At 59.7% G+C, this 20,977-nt stretch carries 21 protein-coding genes and 2 tRNA genes; 2 read left to right on the top strand and 21 right to left on the bottom strand.

Annotated elements, in window-relative coordinates:
* Window positions 1-57 precede the first annotated feature (57 nt).
* From QRN48_RS10065 to QRN48_RS10040, 6 genes are all read right to left on the bottom strand, one after another.
* Window positions 58-543, bottom strand: coding sequence for a P-loop nucleotide/nucleoside kinase family protein (locus QRN48_RS10065; protein ID WP_285350355.1), 486 nt, complete (start codon window positions 541-543; stop codon window positions 58-60).
* A 53-nt stretch (window positions 544-596) separates the two neighbouring features.
* Window positions 597-1,415 carry a carbon-nitrogen hydrolase family protein gene (locus QRN48_RS10060; RefSeq protein ID WP_285350353.1) on the bottom strand — a complete coding sequence of 273 codons (819 nt, stop codon included), beginning with the start codon at window positions 1,413-1,415 and terminating at the stop codon, window positions 597-599.
* A 51-nt stretch (window positions 1,416-1,466) separates the two neighbouring features.
* Entirely contained in the window at window positions 1,467-3,212 is a 1,746-nt protein-coding gene (locus QRN48_RS10055; protein ID WP_285350351.1) for an OPT family oligopeptide transporter, read from the bottom strand.
* Window positions 3,213-3,376: 164 nt separating this feature from the next.
* The gene (locus tag QRN48_RS10050) at window positions 3,377-3,778 is read right to left on the bottom strand and encodes a nuclear transport factor 2 family protein (RefSeq protein WP_285350349.1); all 402 of its coding nucleotides are present in this window, start codon (window positions 3,776-3,778) and stop codon (window positions 3,377-3,379) included.
* Between the two features lie 123 nt (window positions 3,779-3,901).
* Window positions 3,902-4,864 (bottom strand): quinone oxidoreductase family protein, encoded by a 963-nt coding sequence (locus QRN48_RS10045; RefSeq protein ID WP_285350347.1) that lies wholly within the window; start codon window positions 4,862-4,864, stop codon window positions 3,902-3,904.
* A gap of 102 nt (window positions 4,865-4,966) precedes the next feature.
* Window positions 4,967-5,716, bottom strand: a complete 750-nt coding sequence (locus QRN48_RS10040; RefSeq protein ID WP_285350345.1) for an SDR family NAD(P)-dependent oxidoreductase — start codon at window positions 5,714-5,716, stop codon at window positions 4,967-4,969.
* Between the two features lie 159 nt (window positions 5,717-5,875).
* Here QRN48_RS10040 and QRN48_RS10035 point away from each other — a divergent pair, with 159 nt between their 5' ends.
* Complete coding sequence (locus QRN48_RS10035; RefSeq protein WP_285350343.1) at window positions 5,876-6,781, top strand: LysR family transcriptional regulator; 906 nt, start codon at window positions 5,876-5,878, stop codon at window positions 6,779-6,781.
* Between the two features lie 151 nt (window positions 6,782-6,932).
* Here QRN48_RS10035 and QRN48_RS10030 read toward each other — a convergent pair.
* From QRN48_RS10030 to QRN48_RS10000, 7 genes are all read right to left on the bottom strand, one after another.
* Window positions 6,933-7,008 (bottom strand) — tRNA-Thr (locus tag QRN48_RS10030).
* 283 nt (window positions 7,009-7,291) lie between these two features.
* The gene (locus QRN48_RS10025; protein WP_285350341.1) at window positions 7,292-8,509 is read right to left on the bottom strand and encodes a methyltransferase; all 1,218 of its coding nucleotides are present in this window, start codon (window positions 8,507-8,509) and stop codon (window positions 7,292-7,294) included.
* A 157-nt stretch (window positions 8,510-8,666) separates the two neighbouring features.
* Window positions 8,667-9,356, bottom strand: a complete 690-nt coding sequence (locus tag QRN48_RS10020) for an ABC transporter permease (RefSeq protein WP_285350340.1) — start codon at window positions 9,354-9,356, stop codon at window positions 8,667-8,669.
* A complete protein-coding gene (locus QRN48_RS10015) occupies window positions 9,353-10,048 on the bottom strand; it encodes an ABC transporter permease (RefSeq protein ID WP_285350338.1) in 696 nt (231 codons plus the stop codon). Before QRN48_RS10015 ends, QRN48_RS10020 begins: the two co-directional genes overlap by 4 nt.
* Window positions 10,049-10,115: 67 nt before the next feature.
* Window positions 10,116-10,880, bottom strand: coding sequence for an ABC transporter substrate-binding protein (locus tag QRN48_RS10010; RefSeq protein WP_191944067.1), 765 nt, complete (start codon window positions 10,878-10,880; stop codon window positions 10,116-10,118).
* 13 nt (window positions 10,881-10,893) lie between these two features.
* Window positions 10,894-11,667 (bottom strand): ABC transporter ATP-binding protein, encoded by a 774-nt coding sequence (locus QRN48_RS10005; protein WP_285350336.1) that lies wholly within the window; start codon window positions 11,665-11,667, stop codon window positions 10,894-10,896.
* A gap of 149 nt (window positions 11,668-11,816) precedes the next feature.
* Window positions 11,817-12,131 carry a hypothetical protein gene (locus QRN48_RS10000; protein WP_285350334.1) on the bottom strand — a complete coding sequence of 105 codons (315 nt, stop codon included), beginning with the start codon at window positions 12,129-12,131 and terminating at the stop codon, window positions 11,817-11,819.
* Window positions 12,132-12,157: 26 nt separating this feature from the next.
* Between QRN48_RS10000 and gabP the strand changes: the two genes are divergently transcribed.
* The gene (gene gabP, locus QRN48_RS09995) at window positions 12,158-13,549 is read left to right on the top strand and encodes a GABA permease (protein WP_285350331.1); all 1,392 of its coding nucleotides are present in this window, start codon (window positions 12,158-12,160) and stop codon (window positions 13,547-13,549) included.
* 66 nt (window positions 13,550-13,615) lie between these two features.
* Here gabP and QRN48_RS09990 read toward each other — a convergent pair whose 3' ends face one another.
* From QRN48_RS09990 to QRN48_RS09955, 8 genes are all read right to left on the bottom strand, one after another.
* Window positions 13,616-14,770 carry a Fic family protein gene (locus QRN48_RS09990; protein WP_285350330.1) on the bottom strand — a complete coding sequence of 385 codons (1,155 nt, stop codon included), beginning with the start codon at window positions 14,768-14,770 and terminating at the stop codon, window positions 13,616-13,618.
* A gap of 157 nt (window positions 14,771-14,927) precedes the next feature.
* Complete coding sequence (locus tag QRN48_RS09985) at window positions 14,928-15,470, bottom strand: cytochrome b (protein WP_285350329.1); 543 nt, start codon at window positions 15,468-15,470, stop codon at window positions 14,928-14,930.
* Window positions 15,471-15,558: 88 nt separating this feature from the next.
* Window positions 15,559-16,053: a hypothetical protein gene (locus tag QRN48_RS09980; protein ID WP_285350328.1), complete on the bottom strand. Its 495-nt coding sequence runs from the start codon at window positions 16,051-16,053 to the stop codon at window positions 15,559-15,561.
* Between the two features lie 63 nt (window positions 16,054-16,116).
* On the bottom strand, window positions 16,117-16,752 hold the full coding sequence (locus QRN48_RS09975; protein WP_285350327.1) for a hypothetical protein: 636 nt from the start codon (window positions 16,750-16,752) through the stop codon (window positions 16,117-16,119).
* A 96-nt stretch (window positions 16,753-16,848) separates the two neighbouring features.
* Window positions 16,849-16,924, bottom strand: a tRNA-Phe gene (locus tag QRN48_RS09970).
* A gap of 102 nt (window positions 16,925-17,026) precedes the next feature.
* The gene (locus tag QRN48_RS09965) at window positions 17,027-17,299 is read right to left on the bottom strand and encodes an oxidative damage protection protein (RefSeq protein ID WP_285350325.1); all 273 of its coding nucleotides are present in this window, start codon (window positions 17,297-17,299) and stop codon (window positions 17,027-17,029) included.
* Window positions 17,296-18,363 carry an A/G-specific adenine glycosylase gene (mutY, locus tag QRN48_RS09960; protein ID WP_285350323.1) on the bottom strand — a complete coding sequence of 356 codons (1,068 nt, stop codon included), beginning with the start codon at window positions 18,361-18,363 and terminating at the stop codon, window positions 17,296-17,298. Before mutY ends, QRN48_RS09965 begins: the two co-directional genes overlap by 4 nt.
* A 159-nt stretch (window positions 18,364-18,522) precedes the next feature.
* A complete protein-coding gene (locus tag QRN48_RS09955) occupies window positions 18,523-20,760 on the bottom strand; it encodes an AsmA family protein (RefSeq protein ID WP_285350321.1) in 2,238 nt (745 codons plus the stop codon).
* Window positions 20,761-20,977 lie beyond the last annotated feature (217 nt).

Raw genomic sequence — 20,977 nt, 5'->3', positions numbered from 1 at the left:
CCGTTATCGCCAAAAGAACATGAGGAAGCTGACCTGTTATCCGGTGCCTCAGGGCAATCACATCCGATGCACAACCACATCAAGCCCCTCCTGCTCATTCGGCGGCTGAAAGTAGCTTGTAATCAAATCGAACTCGGCATCAGTCGCTGCAAAGTCATGCTCGTCGCGCTCGTTTCTGCGGTGCAAGCGGGCCCGGCACGTGTCATCGTCGATGTCGATGAAGTGGAGGCAGTGACTGGCCTGTGCGTCGTCGGCCAAGCCGCGCAACCACTGGCGGTCTGCGGGGGTATTGGCAGGGAAGTCGAGAACCACAGTCACGCCCGCTCTCAACAGATCAATCACCAGAGGCCCTGTGACGTTCCGCAGCTGGAGGGCAAGACGAACGTAGTCGGTGACCGAACGGATCTGCTCCGGGTAGAGCCTTGAAAGCCATTGATCTTCAGTGAGCAAAATCACGCTGTGCTCGGCGCTCAGAGCCTTCGCCAGCGTGGACTTTCCTGATGCGATTTTTCCGCATAAAAGATGAAGTATGGGGTTGGCCATTTCAACCTCCTGTATCTGGGTCACGCAGGGTAATCGGGCGCTCGTCCGTGAAGTCAGCAGTGGTGAGACGGTGAGATTAACGATACGACTTCGGTGGCGCGGTTAATACCGTGAGCACTTTTTAGGGTCTGCAAGACTTCACCTTCCCAAACCCCTTGCCGCCTGCGCGCAATGACCAGGCAGTCCCCCGTTCCGGTCGCGCTCACGATATGTTCCCCATCCGGCGACCAGAACGCGCTGCGCCCGGCGCAGGCCCATCCTCCAGAAGGCCCGCCGTGGTTGGCCATCAACACGCCAAAAGCATGTTGCTGCGCGTAGCCCTGCAGCAAACCACTGTCGTGCGCATAGCCGTTGTTGCTGATCAACACGCTGGCGGCGTAGATACCGGCGCCTGCCTGCGCGGCAGCCTCGGCGTGACTGGCATGACTGAAATCCGCGCAGACTGACAGCGCGATTTTCTCACCGCTGACTGCCAGCAGCGGGCCGCCTTGGCCCGGACTGAAAACGACCTCTTCGCCTGGATGAAGGTACTGTTTGGTGTAGGTGATTTGTGAACCGTCAGCGCCAAACACCAATGCGCCAATGAAGACTGCTTCCGCCCCCGCCTGGCGCAGAGGAACGCCGACCACAGTGGTCATCCCGGACTGTTTCGCCAGGTCTCGCAGCGGTTGAAGCAGTTCGGAGTCAGCGCTAAGGGCAAGCTCGCTCGCGAGCGAGGGCTCGTAACCGGTCAATGAAAGTTCCGGGAACAAGAGGAATTTCACGCCGTGATGGGCGGCAAGCCGCATGAGCTGAGCATGTCGGTCGAGGTTGGCATTGAGGTCGCCTGCCACGGAGCAATATTGGGCGGCGCATAGGTTGAGGTCAGTCATAAAGCTTCCCGGCTTAAATGAGCGTCAGTAAAGCATGATGCGCCGCCCGGCTTACACGTTGCGCAGCATCTCCCAGAACGAGGCGCCCACGCCGGTGATGCTCTCGCCCGCGATCAGGCCCGCCGCTGCAGTGATCGCAAAGCGCTCGGTGATGCTCGGCCAGCGGCAGCTGACCAGCCAGGTCAATACTGCGCCCAGTCCCATCATCACCGAGGTGGAGGCCGGTAAAACAAATGCCAGCCCCAATGCGGCGGTGCTCGGCAGCCAGCGGGCGGCGCGTTGCGGCAGCAGGCTGTCCAAGGCGCCGAGCAGCACGCCACACACACTGCCGATCACGATTGCCCAGCGCACTTCGGGCGACAGCGACGCAAGCCCGTTAGTCAGCGTTTGCGCCACTGCCTTCCAAGTCGCAACGGCAGGCGCCGGCCATTGCTCAGTGAGCAACATCGTCTGCGGGTCTGGGATGAGTGCCAGATACACCAGGACGCCAACCACGCTGCCAATGGAAATGCCGATGCACTGGGCAATGAGTTGCTTGTGCGGCGTCGCGCCAATGGCGAGGCCGACCTTGAAGTCGTTCATCAGGTCGGTGGATTGGCCCGCCGCGCCGCCGGCCGTGTTGGCGCTCATCAGATTGATGCCGACCTGACCCGGCGCAACCAAGCCAAAGCTCAACTGCGACAGCTTGCCGATGGCGCCAATCGGCGCAATCCCTGTGGCGCCCACGACTCGCGCGGCGACCACCGCCAGGCAAATTGCCAACGGAATGCTCAGCAGCGCCATCCACAGGTCAATGTCAAACAACTGGGCCTGCAGAAACACCACCAAAGCGACCGCGAGCAGCATCCCCAGCGCGGGCATGGGCGAGAAGCGTACTTTGGCGCGCGGACCTTGGTCGGCCGGCATGCGCTTGGGCGCTTGAAAGAGCCGCACCGCCAATGACGTGAGGGTGGCGCACACCATCAAACTCACGCCCGGCCACAACAACCATTCCACCAGTTTGGCAAATTGCGGACCGCTGGCATTCGGGGCGAGCACCACCAATGCGTGGTCGATGAGAAACGGCGCGAGGCCGCCCCAAGCCAGCGCCGCGCCGAGCAACAGCGTCAGGCCCACGCGTATGCCGATGATGCCGCCGAAGCCGATGAGCAATAGCGAAGGGTCCAGCGTAAACGTCAGGCGCTCCATAGCAGGAGTGGGCGCCCAGCGCGGGATTGCCCAGATAAACTCGTCGACCCATTTCAACCCGCCGGACAGCAATGCGGCCACGGAAAGCACTTTGATCCGCGCCACGGCTTCTTGTCCGTGGTTGTAAATGTGCTGCAGGGTTTCCAGCGTTGCCATGCCCTCGGGGAAGGTGAGCCCGTGGTCATTCAGCAGGGTAGGACGCAGGTACCACGCGATCCAGATGCCCAAAAAGCTCACGGAAAACACCCAGGCCATCATCGGCAATGGGTCGAGCTGGTTACCGGTCAGCAGCGTGTAAGCCGGGATCGGCGCGACCAGACCGCCGGAGATAATCGAGGCCGCTGCCGACGCCACCGTCTGGTTGATATTGCTTTCATGCAGCGACCATGCGGGCCCGTTGTCCCGATTCCTGGCCAGGCCTTGCCACACACCAAAACCGATCAGCAACGCGATGATCGACATGTTGAAGGACCAGCCAATCTTCAGCCCGGCGTAGACGTTTGACGGCGTCAGCAAAATGCCCAGCACTGCACCTGTAAGCACCGCGCGCGCACTCAGCTCACGCTGCACGCGAGGGGAAGGCAAGGCTGAAAGAGCAGGGTTGGGCATGACAGATCCTTCTTGGCGATCGCAAGAGTGACTCTGCACAACTGAGCCCCGACACCGCCGAAGGTTCACCGCGCCCCTTACGCCAGACGCTTTCACGCCTGGGTTCCACGCCTGGCTCCCACGACTGTCTATCACGTAGGGAATGCCGGAGATGTTCTGTGGATTTACTGCGCCGGCGGATCCAGCAATACCCACAAGCGGACGATCTTGCCGTCAACGACTTCCGCCACATCGGCGCCCGTGACAACCACCGGACCTTCCATGGGGCCGGCATGCCAACGCAAGCAAGCCATCCCGTGATGCCCCACCGCCACGCCCTGCGCGACGAAGGAAAAGTCGGGACCGAACTGCTCAAGCAGCGCGCCTGCGACGTCGGAAATAGCAGCCTGCCCGGTGACGATGCCGTCGGGCTCGTACATCGTGGGTTCGGCGGAGAACAGCTGCTGGATGGCAGCAATGCGCTTGTCGGCGTCGCGTTCGTTGAACACCTGTTCCAGGTTCGCGCGCAGGAGTGCGTTGAAGTCGGGTGGTAATGAGGCGGATGGGTTTTCGTGTGATTGAGCCATGGCAAGACCTTCGATTGGGAAGACAGGAGACTAGACGCGAAACGGACGCAGCACCGATGACTCGCTCAGACGGTCGATGAGACCCGCCCATTGGCTGGAAAAAGGCGCGGTGGCGGCACACGTTCAGGGCATCAACAAGATCGATCCGGTGTGCTTGCGCGCTGCGATGGCCTGATGCGCCAGTACTGCGTCTTCCAGCCGGTAGCGTGACAGCTCCAGCGGGCCCAACGCCCCTTCTCGGAATCGCTCGAAGACCTCGGATGCCGCCGTGTTCTGGTTTTCGGTATTGACGTACTGCGGCGTAGAAGGCTGGACATATCGAATGCCTCGCGTGGTCAGAAGCGTGCTGTCCGGTGCTGCCATCCCGGAAGCGTTGCCGACGTGGACCAGATCACCCCCGTCGCGCAGCGCATGGATCGAAGCCTCAAGGGTCTGCCGCCCGACCAGGTCGTACACCACGTCAACGCCTGCACCGCCATTCGCCGCTTTTATCCGGTCTGCCAGGTGCGGTTCATCCGAACGCAGCACCGTATTGATTCCCCAGCTTTCGACGATCCGCGCCTTCACTGCTGAGCCGACGGTAGCGATCACTTTGGCGCCTATGGATTTGGCCCAACGCGTCAGCAACGTGCCGACGCCACCGGACGCACCATGCACCACAACGGTCTCGCCTGCCCGCAGAGCATGAACCTGTTTGACCAGTGCCCAGGCCGTTAGCCCTTTGGAGAGCAGTCCTGCAGCCTGCTCGCTGGAAATATCGGCCGGGAGCTTGATCAGCGCAGCGGCGTCAATCACTCGGCTGTCTGCATAGGCGCCCGGCGCGAAGAAATAACCGACACGATCACCGGTCTTAAGATGCTGCACATCGGCGCCTACTGCTTCGACAACACCGGCGGCCTCGACGCCCATGCTGAACGGCAGCGGGATCTTGAATGTGCCATCCCTGAACATCGTGTCGACGTAGTTCACGCCAATCGCCTCATGGCGTATCGCGACTTGCCCACGCTCGGGTTTTTCGAGCGTGAAGCTTTCGTACGTGAGCACAGCGGGAGTGCCCTGTTGGTAAATGCGGATGCGTTGATTCATGGCTGCCTCTGAGGAAAACGTTGGGAAGAACCCGAGCCAATCGCGCCGCACCGCTGAACGCAGCGTGGCCCACCGACTGTAAGTTCGCTCGTGATGTATTGATCAGGCGCTCTGGCCGCCGTCGACATTGAGTGTTGCGCCAGTGATGTATGAAGCGTCCGGGCCCGCGAGGAACGACACCGCAGCGGCGATATCTTCGGGCTGACCGTAGCGGCCCAGTGCTGCGAGGCCTGCAAGGAACGGCGCGTGACCAGCGGTTTCAGGGTTCATCTCGGTGTTGATGGCGCCAGGCTGAATGACATTGACCGTGATATTGCGCGGGCCCAGATCCCGAGCCCAACCACGGCTGTACGCCGCAATTGCCGCCTTGGTGGCGATGTAATCTGCAGCGCCCGGAAATGGCACGTGGTCGGCGCCCGTTGTCCCCAGAGAAATGATCCTGCCGCCATCATTCATCAGACCCACTGCAGTGCGCACCGCGGTGACCACGCCACCGACGTTAACGGCTTGCTGGCGATCAAACGCCGCGATATCGGCATCAGGTGCGTCCACCGCACCGGTGACGAACACCCCGGCGCTGTTGACCAGAATATCCAGTCGGCCGAAGTGGGCATGGACCTGTTTCACCAGCGCGGTCACTTGCGCGGTATCGCCCTGGTCAGCCTGAATTGCCAGCGCCTCCACGCCCTGGCTTTGAATGTCGGCAACCACCGTCTGCGCCTGATCTGCGGATTTTGCGTAGCTGAACGCAACGTGAGCGCCATCAGCGGCCAGGCGCTTGGCGATTGCAGCGCCAATGCCACGTGAGCCGCCGGTTACCAGTGCCACTTTTCCTTTCAGATGCTGAGTCATTTCGTTTGATCTCTGTTAGCGCCAGCCGGGATGGCTGGCTGCGTTTCGGTGAGATCAATGTAAAAGATCGTCAGGGCGGGATAAATTGCCTAAAAACGACTCCACTGTTCCTGTAGGCGTGCTAATAGTGAGCGCAGGTTTTGCTGAGCGAGTCGTAGCGTGGATTACTTCACAGCCGTTAAGGCGTTCATCCAGGTGGTGCAAGCGGGGAGCTTCGTCAAAGCCGCACAGACGCTGAATCTTCCGCGCAACACCGTCACCAAGCACATCCAGTTGCTGGAGAGCCATCTGCGGGTCAAGCTGCTCAACCGCACCACGCGGCGCATCTCGCTGACCAACGATGGCACCGCCTACTACGAACGCATGGTGCGGGTGGTGGATCAGTGGCTTGAAGCGGAATCGGATCTGGCCAGCGCTCAGGCGCGCCCCCATGGACGGTTGCGCGTAGACATGGGCTCTACCATGGCAACGATGCTGGTCCTTCCCGCACTGCCGGACTTCCAGAAACGCTACCCCGAACTGCAACTGGACATCGGCGTGAGCGACCGGCCCGTTGACCTGTTGGGTGACCGCGTCGACTGCGTCATTCGCGGTGGCACACTCAACGACCCATCGCTCATCGCCCGCCGCCTGGGCAGCCTGCCCTTCGTCACCTGCGCAACGCCGGACTATCTCGCCCGCCACGGCACGCCCCTACACCCAAGCGACCTGGAAAAGGGCCACCAGATGGTCCGCTATTTTTTCGCAGGCACCCATCGCAGGCTGCCGGTGGAATACGTCAAAGCGGGAGAGCGCATCACCGTCGACGCGAACTATTACGTGGCGGTGAATGACTCCAACGCACTGCTCGCCGCCGCGCTCGCAGGCATGGGCGTGGTGCAGACACTGATGTTCATGGCAGAGCCGCACCTCACGTCAGGGGCGATGATTCGGGTTTTGGAAGACTGGTCGCTGGAGCCGAACCCGATCTACATCGTTTATTCGCCTAATCGACATTTGAGTGCGCGCGTAAGGGTTTTTGTGGAGTGGTTGGTGGAGTTGTTTGAGGGGAAGGGGTTGCGGTGAGGGGGTTGCGGTGAAGGGTGGCTTTTCGTGGCTGATGTTTGGGGCGTTTGGCTGGGCCGTATGCCTAGGGTAACGGCTTGTTGTCAGCGGGGGAGGGTGGATCGAGCCAAACAAAAAAGGCCCACCTTTCGGTGAGCCTTTTTGCTAAATCTGGTGCCGGCACCAGGAGTCGAACCCGGGACCTACTGATTACAAGTCAGTTGCTCTACCAACTGAGCTATACCGGCGTTGTGGGCGCTGATTATAGGGATTTGATTTCCCGAGTAAAGCCCTAATTTCAGTTTTTTTGCGCCGCTTATGCCTTAACGCGATTACCGTTATTCACAATCCGCTCCAAGCGAAGCGGACGACCGGTCATTTTCCGGAATTATTCTCAATCGTTCGCAAGCTACTGTTTTTGCGCAAATTTTACATTGGCCAAAAAATGAACAATTGGTTACATCCCCGCCAAAGCCTGATTTACGGGCCTTCCCGGAAATTTAGTCAACAGACTTATCCACAGGCTGCTCGTTAAAAATCGCCTAACCCTAGCTCGGCAATAATCAGCAAATTGCGCGGGGTGATGTGGCTGTCGCAAAACGTACCCACTCGGACGTCGTATCCCCGCTCCCCGAGGTAAAGCGCCCGGTCGAGGATGAGCCACAGCTCCAGCGGCCGTCGGAACAGGTTGCGCAGCAGTTCCAGATTGCGCACTTCGGCAAGGCGCGCCCAACCGTCTCCTTCAAGCGCCGCCCAATCGTGCTGGCCGGGCGAGGGCAGTCCTTTTAGAGCAGCGAGGTCGCGGCAGTAGGCGGCGAACGGTTTGTCGAGCCAGGCGCCGGGCAGGGAGGGCGTTGGCAGGTAGTCATCGATGCCGCGCAGCTGACGTTGTAGCAGGTCGAAGGCGAGGCGGCGGGACATGGAGGTGTCTCGCTGGCGGCGCACGCGAGCGCCCGCTGTGACCGTTTCGCTAAGGGGCAGGCCAAGGTCGTCGAGGGACAGCGTGAGCGCAGAGGCCTTGGCCTGTTCGGAGATCGGCTGGTAGCGATCGCCAGCAATGCGGTTGTAGCAGCACGGTGCGATCGCGAGTTGTTGGCAGCGGGCATCGCTGGCGAGGTGCATGAGGCGCACATGCAGGTCGCCGCATGCGTGCAGGGCGACGGGTGTGTGGTGCGTTTGAAGCTGCGCGGCTGCATTGTCGGCCATGACGTCCTGATGTTGATGCTTCGCGCGAATGCCCAGTTTGTCGCTGAGGTGCTGCCCCGCTTGTACCAGGTGTTCATCGTATTCAAGCAGGCTGAGCGCTTGGCCGCCGTGGGCGAGGCGGCGGCCAAGGTGGCCTTTGCCCGAGCACCAGTCCAGCCAGTGCGTCGGCTGTTGTTGAAAGCTCAAGCTGCTGGCGAAGGCTTCGATCTGTTGCCACTTGCGGCCGGGCACGTCCACGCCCATGCGGGATGAGACCGCCTTCAGAGTAACGGGCGGTAGGGCCTCTACTTCGCTCAACGCCTTCGACTGCAAAGCCAGCTGAGCAAAAGGCTGAGGTGCATCGAGAAGTTCGGGGTGGTTGTGCGCAGCTTCTGCCTCTTCAAGCGAGCGTTGCCGCAGCCAGGCGGACAATTCCGGGTGCTGCGACTCCCACGGCAGGTGGCGGTGGGTAAAGGGGCGTGGACGCCACAGGGCCTGATGCTCTAGGAGGAAGGCATCAAGCGCGGCGAATCGGGATTGGAGTTGCGCGGGTGTGAGTGGCATTGGTTTATGGCAGTTGAGCTGTGCAGTGCAGCATACGGTGAATCAGTGCCTGAGCGGGTTTATCAGGCAGAGCGATGTTTAGCGGCTGAAATGCCGCTGTCGCGAGCAAGCTCGCTCCCACATGGGCCTTTTCCTCTGTGGGAGTGCGCGACGATCCTCACCGCCCCTGGCTGGCGTCCACTCGCAGATACCGCTCCAGCAGTTTGAAGCCCTGCACCAGCACGAACGACATAACCAGATAGATCAACCCAGCGATGAGGAAGGTTTGCTCCGGCATGTAGGTTCGGGCGTTGATGGTGCGGGCCATGCCGGTGATGTCGAGCAGGGTGACGGTGCTTGCCAGCGCGCTGGCCTTGAGCATCAGGATGACTTCATTGCTGTAGGCCGGCAGGCCGATGCGCGCCGCGCGGGGCAGGCTGATGTACAGCAGCGCTTTGCCTTTGGACATGCCCAGTGCACGGGCTGCTTCGATTTCCCCGGTCGGTACGGCCTGGATGGCGCCGCGCAGGATCTCCGCGATGTACGCGGTGGTGTGCAGGGTCATGGTCAAGGCTGCGCAAAAGAACGGATCACGCAGATAAGGCCACATCGGGCCTTTGGTGATGACCTCAAACTGCGCCAGCCCGTAATAGACCAGAAACAGCTGCACCAGCAACGGCGTGCCACGGAAGAAGAAGATGTAGGCGTAAGGGAGCGCCCGAACGTAGGCATTACGCGAGGCGCGAGCGATGCCCAGCGGAATGGCGAGGATGAGCCCGGCGATCACCGCGACGGCGACCAGCTCCAGCGTCACCGTTGCGCCATGCAGCAGCTTCGGCAGCCATTTGAGGACGAATTCCCAACTCATGACGCGCTCCTCACAAAGCCGACCGATGCGCGCTTTTCCAGCCATGCCAGGCCGATCATCGACAGCGCGGTCATGCACAGGTACATCAGCGCAGCGACCATATAGAAGGTGAACGGCTGCTTGGTGGAGGTAACCGCGATCTGTGCGTGACGCATTACCTCTTCAAGCCCGATGACCGAGACCAGTGCGGTGTCTTTCATCAGGATCATAAAGAGATTGCCCAGCCCGGGCAGCGCAATGCGCCACATCTGCGGCATCACCAGTTTGAAGAAGATGCGTGAGCGCGACATGCCCAGTGCCAGCCCGGCCTCGCGGTGGCCCTTTGGGATCGACAGCATGGCGCCGCGAAACACTTCGGTGGCGTAGGCGCCAAAGCACAGGCCCAATGCGATGACACCTGCAGCAAACGCGCTCAGCGACAGGTTCGGGATGTCGAACAGCTGGCCGAGGGCGCGCATGGAGCTGACCGTGCCGAAGTAGATCAGCAGCACCCACAACAATTCGGGGATGCCGCGCACCAGCGTGGAGTACGTACCGCCGAGCCATCGCAGGGCCCGGTTCGGCGAGGTCTTCGCCAGCGCACCGAGCAGGCCGAGGACGAGCCCAAGGCACAGGGCCGAGAGCGCGAGTTGGAGGGTCATCAGCATGCCGGCGGCGAGGGCCGGGCCGAATCCATAGAGATCGAAGTTCATAACGTCGTTGGGCTAGAGGATGGGCGCCGCTGCCTGCAGGCGCAGGCAGCGGCGAGGGTCTGGCAGGTCAGAGGATGCTGAACGGGAAGTACTTGTCGTTGATCTTCTTGTAGGTGCCGTCGGCGATGATTTCTTTCAGGGCTTCGTTGAGCTTGTCGCGCAGCGGGTCGCCTTTGCGTACCGCGATGCCGATCTTGTCGTCGCCCTGCAGTGGCTCGCCTTTGAACTCGTAGTTCTGGCCTTCTTTGCTTTTCAGCCACTCGTAGCTTGCGTATTTGTCACCCAGCAATGCATCGAGACGGCCCGAGGCCAGGTCGAGGAAGGCGTTTTCCTGGGAGTCGTAGAGCTTCAGGGTGACGTCGTCGCCCCAGTTGTCCTCCAGCCAGGTGCCGGACAAGGTTGCACGCTGGGCGCCGATGGTTTTGCCGTTGAGCGCTTGTTTGATAGCAGCGGCGTCACCGGTGAGGTTGGTCGACTTCGGCGCAATGAACTGCAGTTTGTTGGAGTAGTACGGGTTAGTGAAATCCACCGCCTGCTTGCGTTCTTCGGTGATCGACAGCGAAGAAATGAGGAAGTCGAACTTCTGCGCGTTCAACGCAGGAATGATGCCGTCCCAGTCCGATGTCACAACTTCGCAGGTCACTTTCATCTTGGCGCACAGTGCGTTGCCGATCTCCACGTCAAAGCCCACCACCTGTCCGCTGGCGTCCTTGTTGTTGAACGGGGGATAGGCGCCTTCAATGCCCATTTTCAGGGTCTCGTCGGCAAAAGCGCTGGAGACCATCGCCAATGTGGCGGCAGCGGCCAACAGAATGTTTCTCAGGGTCTGCATCGATGTTGCTCCGTTAGCGATTGCTGGACATGAATTGTTTGCAGCGCGCCGAGCGCGGGTCGTTGAAGACCTGCTCCGGCGAGCCTTGTTCTTCTATCAGCCCTTGATGCAGGAAAACCACTTCGCTGGAGACCTGCCGGGCAAAATTCATTTCGTGGGTCACCATCAGCATGGTCCGGCCTTCCTCGGCCAGTCCACGAATGACGTTAAGCACTTCTTGCACCATCTCGGGGTCGAGGGCAGAGGTGGGTTCGTCGAACAGAATGACCTTGGGCTGCATGGCCAGCGTGCGTGCAATGGCGGCACGTTGCTGCTGGCCGCCAGACAGCTGCGCCGGGTAAGCCTGGCGCTTGTCGGCGATACCGACTTTGGCCAGCAGTGCTTCGGCGACTTCGGTGGCCTCTGCTTTGCTCTGCCCCAGCACGCGTCTTGGCGCCTCGGTGATGTTATCGAGGACGGTCATGTGCGGCCAGAGGTTGAAGTTCTGAAAGACGAAGCCGATGTCGCTGCGCAGCCGGTTGATCTGACGGTTGTCTGCGGCAATCAGTTCACCCTTGCGGGTGGCTTTGAGCTTCAGTTCCTCGCCGGCAATCAGGATTTGCCCCTGGTGCGGGTTTTCCAGCAAGTTGATGCAGCGCAGCAGCGTCGACTTGCCCGAGCCGGAAGAACCCAGAATTGAAATCACGGCGCCATCCTGCGCGCTCAACGAGATGCCTTTAAGCACTTCGAGCTCGCCGTAGCGTTTGTGCAGATCGCGGATTTCCAGGGCAGGCGTGGCCTGGGCCATGTTCGGTCCTCGTAATTCGGTGGGCTCATCGGGCTGATTCAGCGACACCACGGTGCGGTGCCCCGGGCATGGGTAGCCAGCCTTCAGGATGAGCTTGATGGCGCAGGCACAGAGTGCCGTTGCGCAAAAAGGGCGCGATGGTGCCAGCTTTACCCGCCGTGGGGAAGGGTATTTCCGCCACTCAGTCGATGCTTGCCCCGTTTTTGCGCACTTAATGGGTGCTGGCCTGTAGGCAGTGTGTATTTTCGGTGCGCTTGAGCGTCTTCTTCTTGTTGCGCTAGGTAACGCTTCCTACGTGGCTGGCAAATCGCTAGCGCATTCAGGAACTTGCGTAAGACGGCAAGACCGGGCGTATCCGCCTGCGACGTCGTATCTGAAACATTTTGGCGTAATTCTTGCGTAAAAAATAAATAACAGCGCTGTTGTGTTCTTTTTACGAAGGGCTTCAGCACGTACTGATCCATATAAAAATCCTTCTAAGGTTGGTTCCATGAGCACACCCAACGCTTCAAACCTTGAACAAGGGCTAAAACCGCGGCACATCACCATGCTCTCGATTGCAGGCGTTATCGGCGCCGGCCTTTTCGTTGGCTCGGGCCATGCAATCGCTGAGGCAGGGCCGGCTGTACTGCTGGCCTACGGCGCTGCGGGTACGCTGGTGGTGTTAGTGATGCGCATGCTGGCGGAAATGGCCGTGGCCTCGCCGGACACCGGGTCCTTTTCGACCTACGCCGATCGCGCAATCGGCCATTGGGCGGGTTTCACCATCGGTTGGTTGTACTGGTGGTTCTGGGTGTTGGTGATTCCGCTGGAGGCCAACGCCGCTGCGACCATTCTGCACGCCTGGTTCCCGAACGTTGCTATCTGGGCTTTCACGCTGGTCATTACCTTATTGCTGACGGCCACCAACCTGTTCAGCGTGAAGAATTACGGCGAATTCGAATTCTGGTTCGCGCTGATCAAGGTGCTGGCGATTATCGGCTTTGTGGTGCTGGGCGTGGCCGCAGTGTTCGGTCTGCTGCCGAACAGCCAGGTCAGCGGCGTCAGCCATCTGTATGACACGCAAGGCTTCCTGCCCAACGGCATGGGCGCGGTGCTCGCAGCGATGCTGACCACCATGTTCTCGTTCATGGGAACTGAGATCGTCACCATTGCGGCGGCGGAATCGAAAAACCCGGGCGAGCAAATCACCAAGGCCACCAATTCGGTGATCTGGCGGATTTGCCTGTTTTACCTGTTGTCGATCTTTCTCGTCGTCGCGCTGGTGCCCTGGAATGACAGCCGACTGGCTGAGGTGGGTTCGTATCAGACTGTGCTCGACCTGATGGGCATTCCGAACGCCAAGCTGATCGTCGACATCGTCGTGCTGGTGGCGGTGACCAGTTGCCTGAACTCGGCGCTCTACACCGCCTCGCGCATGCTCTTCTCCCTCGGCAAGCGGGGCGATGCGCCTACGGTGTCCCAGCGCACCACCAAAGCCGGCACGCCTTACTGGGCTGTCCTGCTGTCGACCGGCGCCGCCTTCGCTGCGGTGTTCGCCAACTACGTCGCACCTGCTGCGGTGTTCGACTTCCTTCTGGCGAGCTCCGGCGCAATCGCGTTGCTGGTGTATCTGGTCATCGCGGTGTCGCAGCTGCGCATGCGTCGCAAGCGTGAAGCGTCAGGGCAAGCCATCGACTTCCGCATGTGGCTGTTCCCGGGTCTGACCTGGGCGGTGATCGTCTTCATCGTCGCGGTGTTGACCATCATGCTGTTCCAGGAAGGCCATCGTATGGAAATCATCGCCACCGGCCTGCTGAGCATCATGGTGGTTGCGGCGGGCTTGATCGTGTCGAATCGCCGCAAGACGGCGGCCAAGGCAGGGAAGGTCGTGTTGAATTGATGAGTCTTTGAGTCGCTTTGAGCGACTGCTGTCGAGAAGCCGCGATCAGGGATGATGGCGGCTTTTTTATGGGTTTTCCAACGGCGCAGGTATGAACCCTTGTTCCCGAAGCGCCTTGATGACACCGCGGATCAAATAATTGTTTGAAAACCCTATGGTGTATTGCCTGGCTCCCTCGCTGATAGGTAAGAGCATTCCTTGACCCACCAGCTTTTTAATAAGATAGGTGCGTTGAGCGCTGTTCAGGTTTGGCACGACGTTGGCCAAGTCCGCAGATTTCACCACCCTCGCTTTGATGGCAAGAGCCAGTAATAACTCCTCCGTTTCCGTGATCCAATCGCGTTGACGAGCAAACGCTATAGCGGGGGTTAAAACGTGGCGAGTGAGATATTCGTAACGTGTAAGCAGATCTACCTTATTCAGTTCGTCACGTATCCCCTGCAGCACGTAAGTGCACCATACTTCCAACCCCTGGCTGGTCCCGGCATCGGCAGTCGTCAACATGGCGTAGTAGCGTTCACGGTCGTTACAAAACACGGCCGTCGGATTTAGCACCCGCCCGCCGGTGTTAACGTTGAATCCGTATTTCATCAGCAGTGCATAAGTGATGAGCCGGACTACCCTACCGTTACCATTGCTAAAGGGGTGAATCCATCCAAATCTGTGATGCGCCAAGGCGACCTTCATGAGGTCATACTTCGGGGAGTCGGGTTTGTTAACGAACTCGACCAGATCTCGCATGTATCCAGAAATAAGGAGTGCGTCAGGTGGTAAATGCTCTGATTGAGATATTCGTACCTGACTCTGTCGGTACGCCCCCGGCGTTTTGTCTCCCTCACGATCGAGATCATGAACAGTCATCGCGTGCAATTCGCGAATGAAATGCTCAGTGAGCTGACTTCCATGAGTGATCCTTTCCTCAATGTAATCCATCGCTTTTTCGATGTTTGCGACTTCGCGTAGCTGATCTGTGTCTTCGTTTTGGCCCCCCACTTTGCTGTCAATGTAGTCAGCAAGGGTGGTGTGATTGCCCTCGATACGGGCTGATCCGAGACTTTCCAGGGTATGAAAGATGGATTTCAGTTGAAAGAACACAGGCGCAGGCGTGTCGCCCTCCAGTCTTAGCTTACGGAGGTGCTCCAGCTCGCTCAGGACGTCCACAAGCTCAGAGTCGAATGTAGGATTGAGCAATTCAAGATCGTGATGAAAGAAAGCCAGCATGCACAATATCTCGAAGCGGGAATTTGTTATCTCTAAATCTGAGCGTGAGACGCCCGGATTCATGAGGCCCTGGTGAGGGTCTATGAAAAATTATCTCAAATCAAGCTCTGCGTTAACTGTAATCGTGAGCAGGGTCTCTGTGAGCACTGGTGCGCTGTTAACGCATTCTTCTCAACACCGACTGCCCGCGCATCTGATGCAGCACCACCGCTGCCAAGTGCAGCGCCACCAACCCGGCCAATACCGCGCACAGGACGTGATGCACTTCATGCAACTCCAGCAGCGCCACCGGCGAATGGATCAGCTGGGGCATCGGGATCAGCGCCAGGAGCGTGACCGGATGGCTCATCATCAGGACGCCTGTGATCAGCACGCCCGCCACCGCCGCGTAAATCGCCGTGTGCGCAGCACTTGCCAGGCGCGCCTGCAGGTCGTGGGAGATTGGATGGCGGGGTGCGTTGAATGCCAGCCATAGCCGCCATGCAAAGAAGGGGATGAAGAGGCTGGTCAGCTGTGGATTGAATGACTCGACCCACTGCCGAAGAGGATCGTTCTGCTCAAGCAAGGCAACGCCGAAGCCGCTGAACGTCGCCCACAGGATGACGGCAGCGGAAAGCCAGTGCAGGAAAATGCGGGTCTTGGAGTAACGCCTAGCATCGCCTGAAGCATGTTCAGGCGAAGAGGGAAGATGACGAGTCAAAACGGCGAGCCTTTATTGAGAAGGAGTTGCATTCTCGTGGTGGCGCAAAGCTACCGTTTTGACGGGGGTCATGTAAATCAAAAACGTATCAAGGACGCGCGAAGGCTCCACGGGCGTTCTTTTTTTGCAGGATGACGGATGCTTCGTTGTAGGCGGTCTGAAATGTGTCACTGCCAAGCCACTCGACGGCAGTGTCTTCGTCTTCCTCATGGAAGAGCCCGCGGTAGGTGATCAGCAGGCCCATCATGAAATCGGTCGCCGGCTCCTCGTCTTGTTCGGAGATCACCAGCTCCAGCACCGGGTATTGCAAAAACACTACGCACATCGCCAACAGGCTCACCGATTCCGCCTGCTTCATGGCTTGGAACAAGTCATCGAAATCCGCCGGGTCGAAACCGTTTTCTTCGATGTCTTTAAAATCGAACGTACTCAGGTCGATTTCGACGTCATCGAAAGGATCGTTGACGAACGCGTGGTTGAGCACCGGGTGAATGACGCTCGGCCGGGCCTTGCCGGAACGGTTCTGCTTGGCCTTGGCCTTTGCCCGCTGGGCGCGTTTTTGCTGTTTGTCGGGGGAGGCCATGACGGCGGTTCCTTGTTCGGTGCAGCCATTCGCATGGCCCAGATCATCGGGCGCGTATTGTATTCAGTCTTGCGCCGGTTCGTCGTGCTCGTTGCGGTCGATTCCCAGCATCTGCATCGTGGACTCCATCTCGATCTCGCCAAGAACGGCGCGGAAGGCTTCATAGAAATCGTCGTCGTCGATGCGCGCCCTGACAGTCGCCTCATCCAGTCCGTGGGCCCACATCATGTAGGCGCCAAGCGTGTTCACCAGGACGTCGAGGTAATGATCGAAATCGATGTCGTAGAAGGCGTGGGCGGCTATCGGACCTCTGGCGAAGGCATCAAGTAGATCGAGAAACCCTTGCTGCTCGGCACGCTTGAGCACTTCGTAATGGGCGAGGCGTTGCTCCTCGGACGGCTCCGGCGCAGCGACCAGGTAAACCTCCGTCAACAGCATTTCGTCCTCGGTGAACGGCATCCCGGAATCGCCTCTTATCAGCGACGCCATCGCCTCGCGCTCTTCCTCATTCAAGGCCTCAAGGATGTCGGGCTCGACGTAACTGTGGAGCAGGGTTTCGTCGTCGTCGAACACGTCAGGCATGAAGTAATCCGGGACGATCGGATTGACCGTTTGCGGATGCTGGCGGGCGACACGCTGCGCTTTGGCTTTGGTCTTGGCGCGCTTGGCTCGTTTCTGCTGCTTGGTGACAGATGCCATGACGGGCTCCTTGATAGGGTCAAGTCGGCAATGTTAATAAATCGCGCCCAATAAAAAACCCCTGAATCTTTCGATGCAGGGGTTTTTCGGTATTTGTGGTGCCCAGAGACGGAATCGAACCGCCGACACGGGGATTTTCAATCCCCTGCTCTACCGACTGAGCTATCTGGGCAACGGGGCGCATTAAACGTGTTTTTCAGAAGGTCGTCAAGCGTAGCGTTGAAAAAAATCTGAATTATTTCCTCCGCTTACGACGAACACTGTCTGCGAAGGATTATTCAGACGGCGGAACGTAGCCGTCGGCCTTGGCGTATTCCTCGCCGGACAGGTATTTGTCCATCTCGGTCTGCAGGAATTTGCGATCTTCGGCGTTCATCATGTTCAGGCGGCGCTCATTGATGAGCAGGGTCTGGTGTTTCTGCCAGTCAGCCCAGGCCTTTTGCGAGACGTGATTGTAGATGTCTTCACCTTTGGCGCCCGGATAGGGCGGACGGTCCAGGCCGGGCAGTTCTTCTTTGTATTTGCGGCACATCACGGTGCGGGTCATGCGGACTCTCCTGCATTCAGTACGTCGGCTGCGTTTTTCAGCAGTTTCTTCACCGGGGCGGCAAGGCCCAGGCGCGGCGGGGTGGCGAGGTTATACCAGAGCCAGTCATCCTCGGCCACGTGATGGGCGGACTCCCGAACCCTGACCAGCCAGGGTTCGATGGTCAGCTGAAAGTGGCTGAACGTGTGCACCAGCCCCGGCAAGGCCAGGTGCTCGCCCATCTCGAGTGCGTGTTGGTTGGCCAGGTGCTGCATGTCGGTGAAGTCATCCAGTTCCGGCAGGCTCCACAGCCCGCCCCAGAGCCCGGTGGAAGGGCGGCGATAAAGCAGGATCGCGCCTTCCTGGTTGGCGAAGATAGGCATCAAGGTGCGTTTTTGCGGCACGACCTTGCGCGGCTTGGGGATGGGGTAGCGGGTTTCCTGGCCCAACATGTGCGCTTCACAGCCGCGCTCCAGCGGGCAGAGCAGGCAACTGGGTTTGCTGCGAGTGCAGAGTGTGGCGCCCAGATCCATCATGGCCTGGGTGTAATGGTTGACGCGGCTGTGCGGTGTATAACGCTCTGCCGTGGCCCACATCTGCTTCGCCACCTTGGGCTCGCCAGGATAGCCTTCCTGGGCGGTGAAGCGGGCGAGCACGCGCTTGACGTTGCCGTCGAGGATCGGCGCTCGCAGGCCCATGCTGATGCTGGCAATGGCACCTGCTGTCGAGAGGCCAATCCCGGGCAGCTCGACGAGCTTATCCACGTCCCGGGGAAACTCACCGCCGTGTTCGGCCACCACGATTTTCGCAGCTTTCTGCAAATTGCGCGCGCGGGTGTAGTAGCCAAGCCCCGTCCACAGGTGCAACACCTCATCTTCCGGCGCTTCGGCCAACGCTTGCACGGTCGGAAGGGCTTCCATGAACTTGTCGAAATAGCCCAGGACGGTGCTGACCTGAGTTTGCTGCAGCATGATTTCCGACACCCACACGCGGTAAGGGGTGATGTCGTGTTGCCAGGGAAGGTCATGACGGCCGTGACGGTCGTACCAGTCGAGAACGGCGGAGGAGAACTGCTCGGGTTGCATCAAGGGTTCCGGTAATCGAATAGAGTGGGGTTGCACCCATGTCTGGATTAACGCTAGTCCGCGAGTGTGTTGAGTCAGCCACCATGATGGTTTATGACCCAACGCCTTTGCGGGCAAGCGCGCTGCTACAGTTCGTTCAGCAGCGCCTGCTGAGTGAAGTTAACGCTTGAACAGTCCCTTGATTGCGTCCTTGAGCTCGGGACTGACCTTGTCCCCCAGTTTTTCGTCGATCTTGTCACCAATGCGGTCGCCCGCGAGTTTGGCGGCGACCTTGCCCAGGCCGTCGTTGTCCAGCCGACAGGCCTTGGCGCCCAGTTCCAGCGGGCCACGGCATAGAACCGGCCATTCAATCCCGACAAACCGAGGATTCACTTCACAGGCCGGGTCCGGCATATCGCTCTTGTCGCCCTCGATGATCACACCGATCCGGTAGTTCATGCCCATCACGCGCAGGTCGATGTCCCCGTCGCCATTGACGCTAAGGCCGGGGGTGCGGACTTTGAGGTCAGGATTGCTGGCCACGCCGTTACGGAACACCAGATTGCCGTTGAGCTGCTGGAAAGGCGTGTCTTTGCCGCGCGGTTCGCCACTCAGGGTTTTGCGATTGAGCGTCGAGATCCCGCGGCACAACTGCTGTTCGAGGTTGGCGTTGACCAGCACGCCGTCGTTCAGCGCAAAGCTGGCGGTACCGTTGAGGCTTTCGACCAGCGCCTTCTCACTGTTGCCTTTGGCGGTCACGTCGCTGGTGAGGTTGAGCAGGCCGCGCAGTGGCGGCGTGGTGCCCTGACTCTGGATGAAGTGCTCCACGGGGACCTTCACGATACGGGTCTGAACGCTCGCCAACGGCACTTCGGGGCGGGCGTCATAATTGCCTTTGACTTCGAAATTGCCGTTGTACAGATCGCCGCGCAGACTGCTGAGCGTGACCACCCCGTCGAGCGCAGAGGTTTTCAGCGCCGCGTTTTGAATGGGCAGTTTTTCCAGCGTCAGCTTGCCAAAACTGAGGTCAGCGTCCACATCGAGTTTGCGCAGGCGCTCCACTGGCAACAGCTTCGCGTCGCTCCAGGCGCCTTGCGTGGGCTGGTTGGGCAGCGGCGAGGTACCTGACGCAACCATGGCCTCGGCTTCGGCGCCTTGAACTTCGGACTTGCGAGCAGCGCCAGCGCTTTTCGCCTGTTCGCCCTCGGGCGCACGATAGCGGTCGGCGTTGAACGTGTCGGCCTTGAGCTGGACGCGCAAGGACTGTTTGGCGAAGTCTTCCACAGCGACGCGGCCGGTGATGGTGCTGTCGTCGAGCTTCATCGTCAGGTTGTCCAGCGACACGCTGTTGGGCGTCGCGGCAATACGGGTGACCAGCTCCAGTTTGTTCAGGCTGCCGCTACCCAGTGCCGGCGCAGGCTGACCGATGTTGTCGAGGAAATCACGCAGGTTGAATTGCGCGATTGACAGGCCGCCCGTCAGTTGCGGGGTCTTGTCCAGATCGCGCACATGCAGCTCGCCGATGGCGCGCAACTGGTTGGCCGAGAGTTTCAGATTGGTCCATTCGGCGACGTTGGCGGACATGTCTGCCAGCAACTGACCCTGGGCCGAGAACGTCAATGTCTTGCCCTGCAGCGGATCGCCCGCCGCTTCGCCGGAGAAGCGCATGTCATCAAGTTGATAGCGCTTGAGCACGCGGTCGAAACGCAGCTTGCCGGTCAGCTCGGTTTTGGTTCGGACGACCGGCTGGTTGGTGCTCAAGAAAGCCGTCAGCTTCAACGGGATATCGGTCGCGTTGTGGATCGGGCCAGTGCTCAGCTGGATGCTCTCGGCGGTCAATTGCCGGGCCTTGGGAATGTCGTTGTAATCGATGCGCGCGTTGTTCACGGTCAGGCTGTCGATGTCCAGCTTGAGCGGCTGCCATGGTTTGTCAGGCTTGGTCGAAGCGGGATCGGCCTGAGCGTCAGCCGGGGCGGGCGTGGCAGGCGGCTGGGCAGGGTTGGCCGCAGTCGCAGGCACCTTGCCGATGTCTTCCCAATTGCCGTGGCCGTTTTCGTCGCGCGTCAGGGTCAGGTTCAAGCCCTCGACCCGCACATCGCTCATCTGCACTTCCTTGCGCAGCAGCGGCAGAACGCGGACAGAAAGCCCCAGCATCTGCAAATCGGCGAAAGGTTTGGTCGGCTCGCTCAAGGTGGCGACGCTGGCGTCATGCAGCTCCAGGCCCAGCCATGGAAACAGGCTCCAGCCGATGTCACCGTTGAGCGTCAGCTCGACATGGGCGCGGTCGCGAACCAGTTTTCGAATCTCGTCTTTGTAATCGTTGGGATCAAACAGATGGGTCAAGGCAAAGCCAAGAGCCACGATGATCAGCAACAGCCCGAGAAGGGTGAGTCCCAGGATTTTGCCGAACGCTTTCATGGGCGAGTCCTTGTGTCGAGTCGTTCAAAATTTAGCCCGCGAGTATAGCGTTCTCACGCAGGCACCGGGTTTTGGATCGTCAATGGCGCTGGAGAGGCGACTGCCTGCTCCCTGCGCGGTGACAGACGGCGCAAAAAAGGTAGTAGCAGAATGCTTTCTTTTGACCCGCAAATGGTAATCTCGCGCCGTTCGCCAGCCTTGCTGCGTCGAATTGTCA

Origin of the sequence: Pseudomonas sp. ME-P-057 (genome assembly GCF_030208975.1) — a bacterium.
Classification (GTDB): Bacteria; Pseudomonadota; Gammaproteobacteria; order Pseudomonadales; family Pseudomonadaceae; genus Aquipseudomonas; species Aquipseudomonas lutea.
Note: the sequence above shows the minus strand (reverse complement) of the source record. Positions and strands in the feature narration are given on the sequence as shown.

Excerpts from the sequence above, each read along its gene's own strand:
- QRN48_RS09990 (WP_285350330.1), bottom strand. The coding sequence starts at position 14,770 with ATGCTGGCTTTCTTTCATCACGATCTTGAATTGCTCAATCCTACATTC.
- QRN48_RS09975 (WP_285350327.1), bottom strand. The coding sequence starts at position 16,752 with ATGGCATCTGTCACCAAGCAGCAGAAACGAGCCAAGCGCGCCAAGACC.
- QRN48_RS10025 (WP_285350341.1), bottom strand. The coding sequence starts at position 8,509 with ATGCCACTCACACCCGCGCAACTCCAATCCCGATTCGCCGCGCTTGAT.
- QRN48_RS09980 (WP_285350328.1), bottom strand. The coding sequence starts at position 16,053 with ATGGCCTCCCCCGACAAACAGCAAAAACGCGCCCAGCGGGCAAAGGCC.
- QRN48_RS10050 (WP_285350349.1), bottom strand. The coding sequence starts at position 3,778 with ATGGCTCAATCACACGAAAACCCATCCGCCTCATTACCACCCGACTTC.
- QRN48_RS10010 (WP_191944067.1), bottom strand. The coding sequence starts at position 10,880 with ATGCAGACCCTGAGAAACATTCTGTTGGCCGCTGCCGCCACATTGGCG.
- QRN48_RS10000 (WP_285350334.1), bottom strand. The coding sequence starts at position 12,131 with ATGGATCAGTACGTGCTGAAGCCCTTCGTAAAAAGAACACAACAGCGC.
- QRN48_RS10055 (WP_285350351.1), bottom strand. The coding sequence starts at position 3,212 with ATGCCCAACCCTGCTCTTTCAGCCTTGCCTTCCCCTCGCGTGCAGCGT.
- gabP (WP_285350331.1), top strand. The coding sequence starts at position 12,158 with ATGAGCACACCCAACGCTTCAAACCTTGAACAAGGGCTAAAACCGCGG.
- QRN48_RS10005 (WP_285350336.1), bottom strand. The coding sequence starts at position 11,667 with ATGGCCCAGGCCACGCCTGCCCTGGAAATCCGCGATCTGCACAAACGC.
- QRN48_RS10045 (WP_285350347.1), bottom strand. The coding sequence starts at position 4,864 with ATGAATCAACGCATCCGCATTTACCAACAGGGCACTCCCGCTGTGCTC.
- QRN48_RS10065 (WP_285350355.1), bottom strand. The coding sequence starts at position 543 with ATGGCCAACCCCATACTTCATCTTTTATGCGGAAAAATCGCATCAGGA.
- QRN48_RS09965 (WP_285350325.1), bottom strand. The coding sequence starts at position 17,299 with ATGACCCGCACCGTGATGTGCCGCAAATACAAAGAAGAACTGCCCGGC.
- QRN48_RS10060 (WP_285350353.1), bottom strand. The coding sequence starts at position 1,415 with ATGACTGACCTCAACCTATGCGCCGCCCAATATTGCTCCGTGGCAGGC.
- mutY (WP_285350323.1), bottom strand. The coding sequence starts at position 18,363 with ATGCAACCCGAGCAGTTCTCCTCCGCCGTTCTCGACTGGTACGACCGT.
- QRN48_RS09955 (WP_285350321.1), bottom strand. The coding sequence starts at position 20,760 with ATGAAAGCGTTCGGCAAAATCCTGGGACTCACCCTTCTCGGGCTGTTG.
- QRN48_RS10015 (WP_285350338.1), bottom strand. The coding sequence starts at position 10,048 with ATGAACTTCGATCTCTATGGATTCGGCCCGGCCCTCGCCGCCGGCATG.
- QRN48_RS10020 (WP_285350340.1), bottom strand. The coding sequence starts at position 9,356 with ATGAGTTGGGAATTCGTCCTCAAATGGCTGCCGAAGCTGCTGCATGGC.
- QRN48_RS10040 (WP_285350345.1), bottom strand. The coding sequence starts at position 5,716 with ATGACTCAGCATCTGAAAGGAAAAGTGGCACTGGTAACCGGCGGCTCA.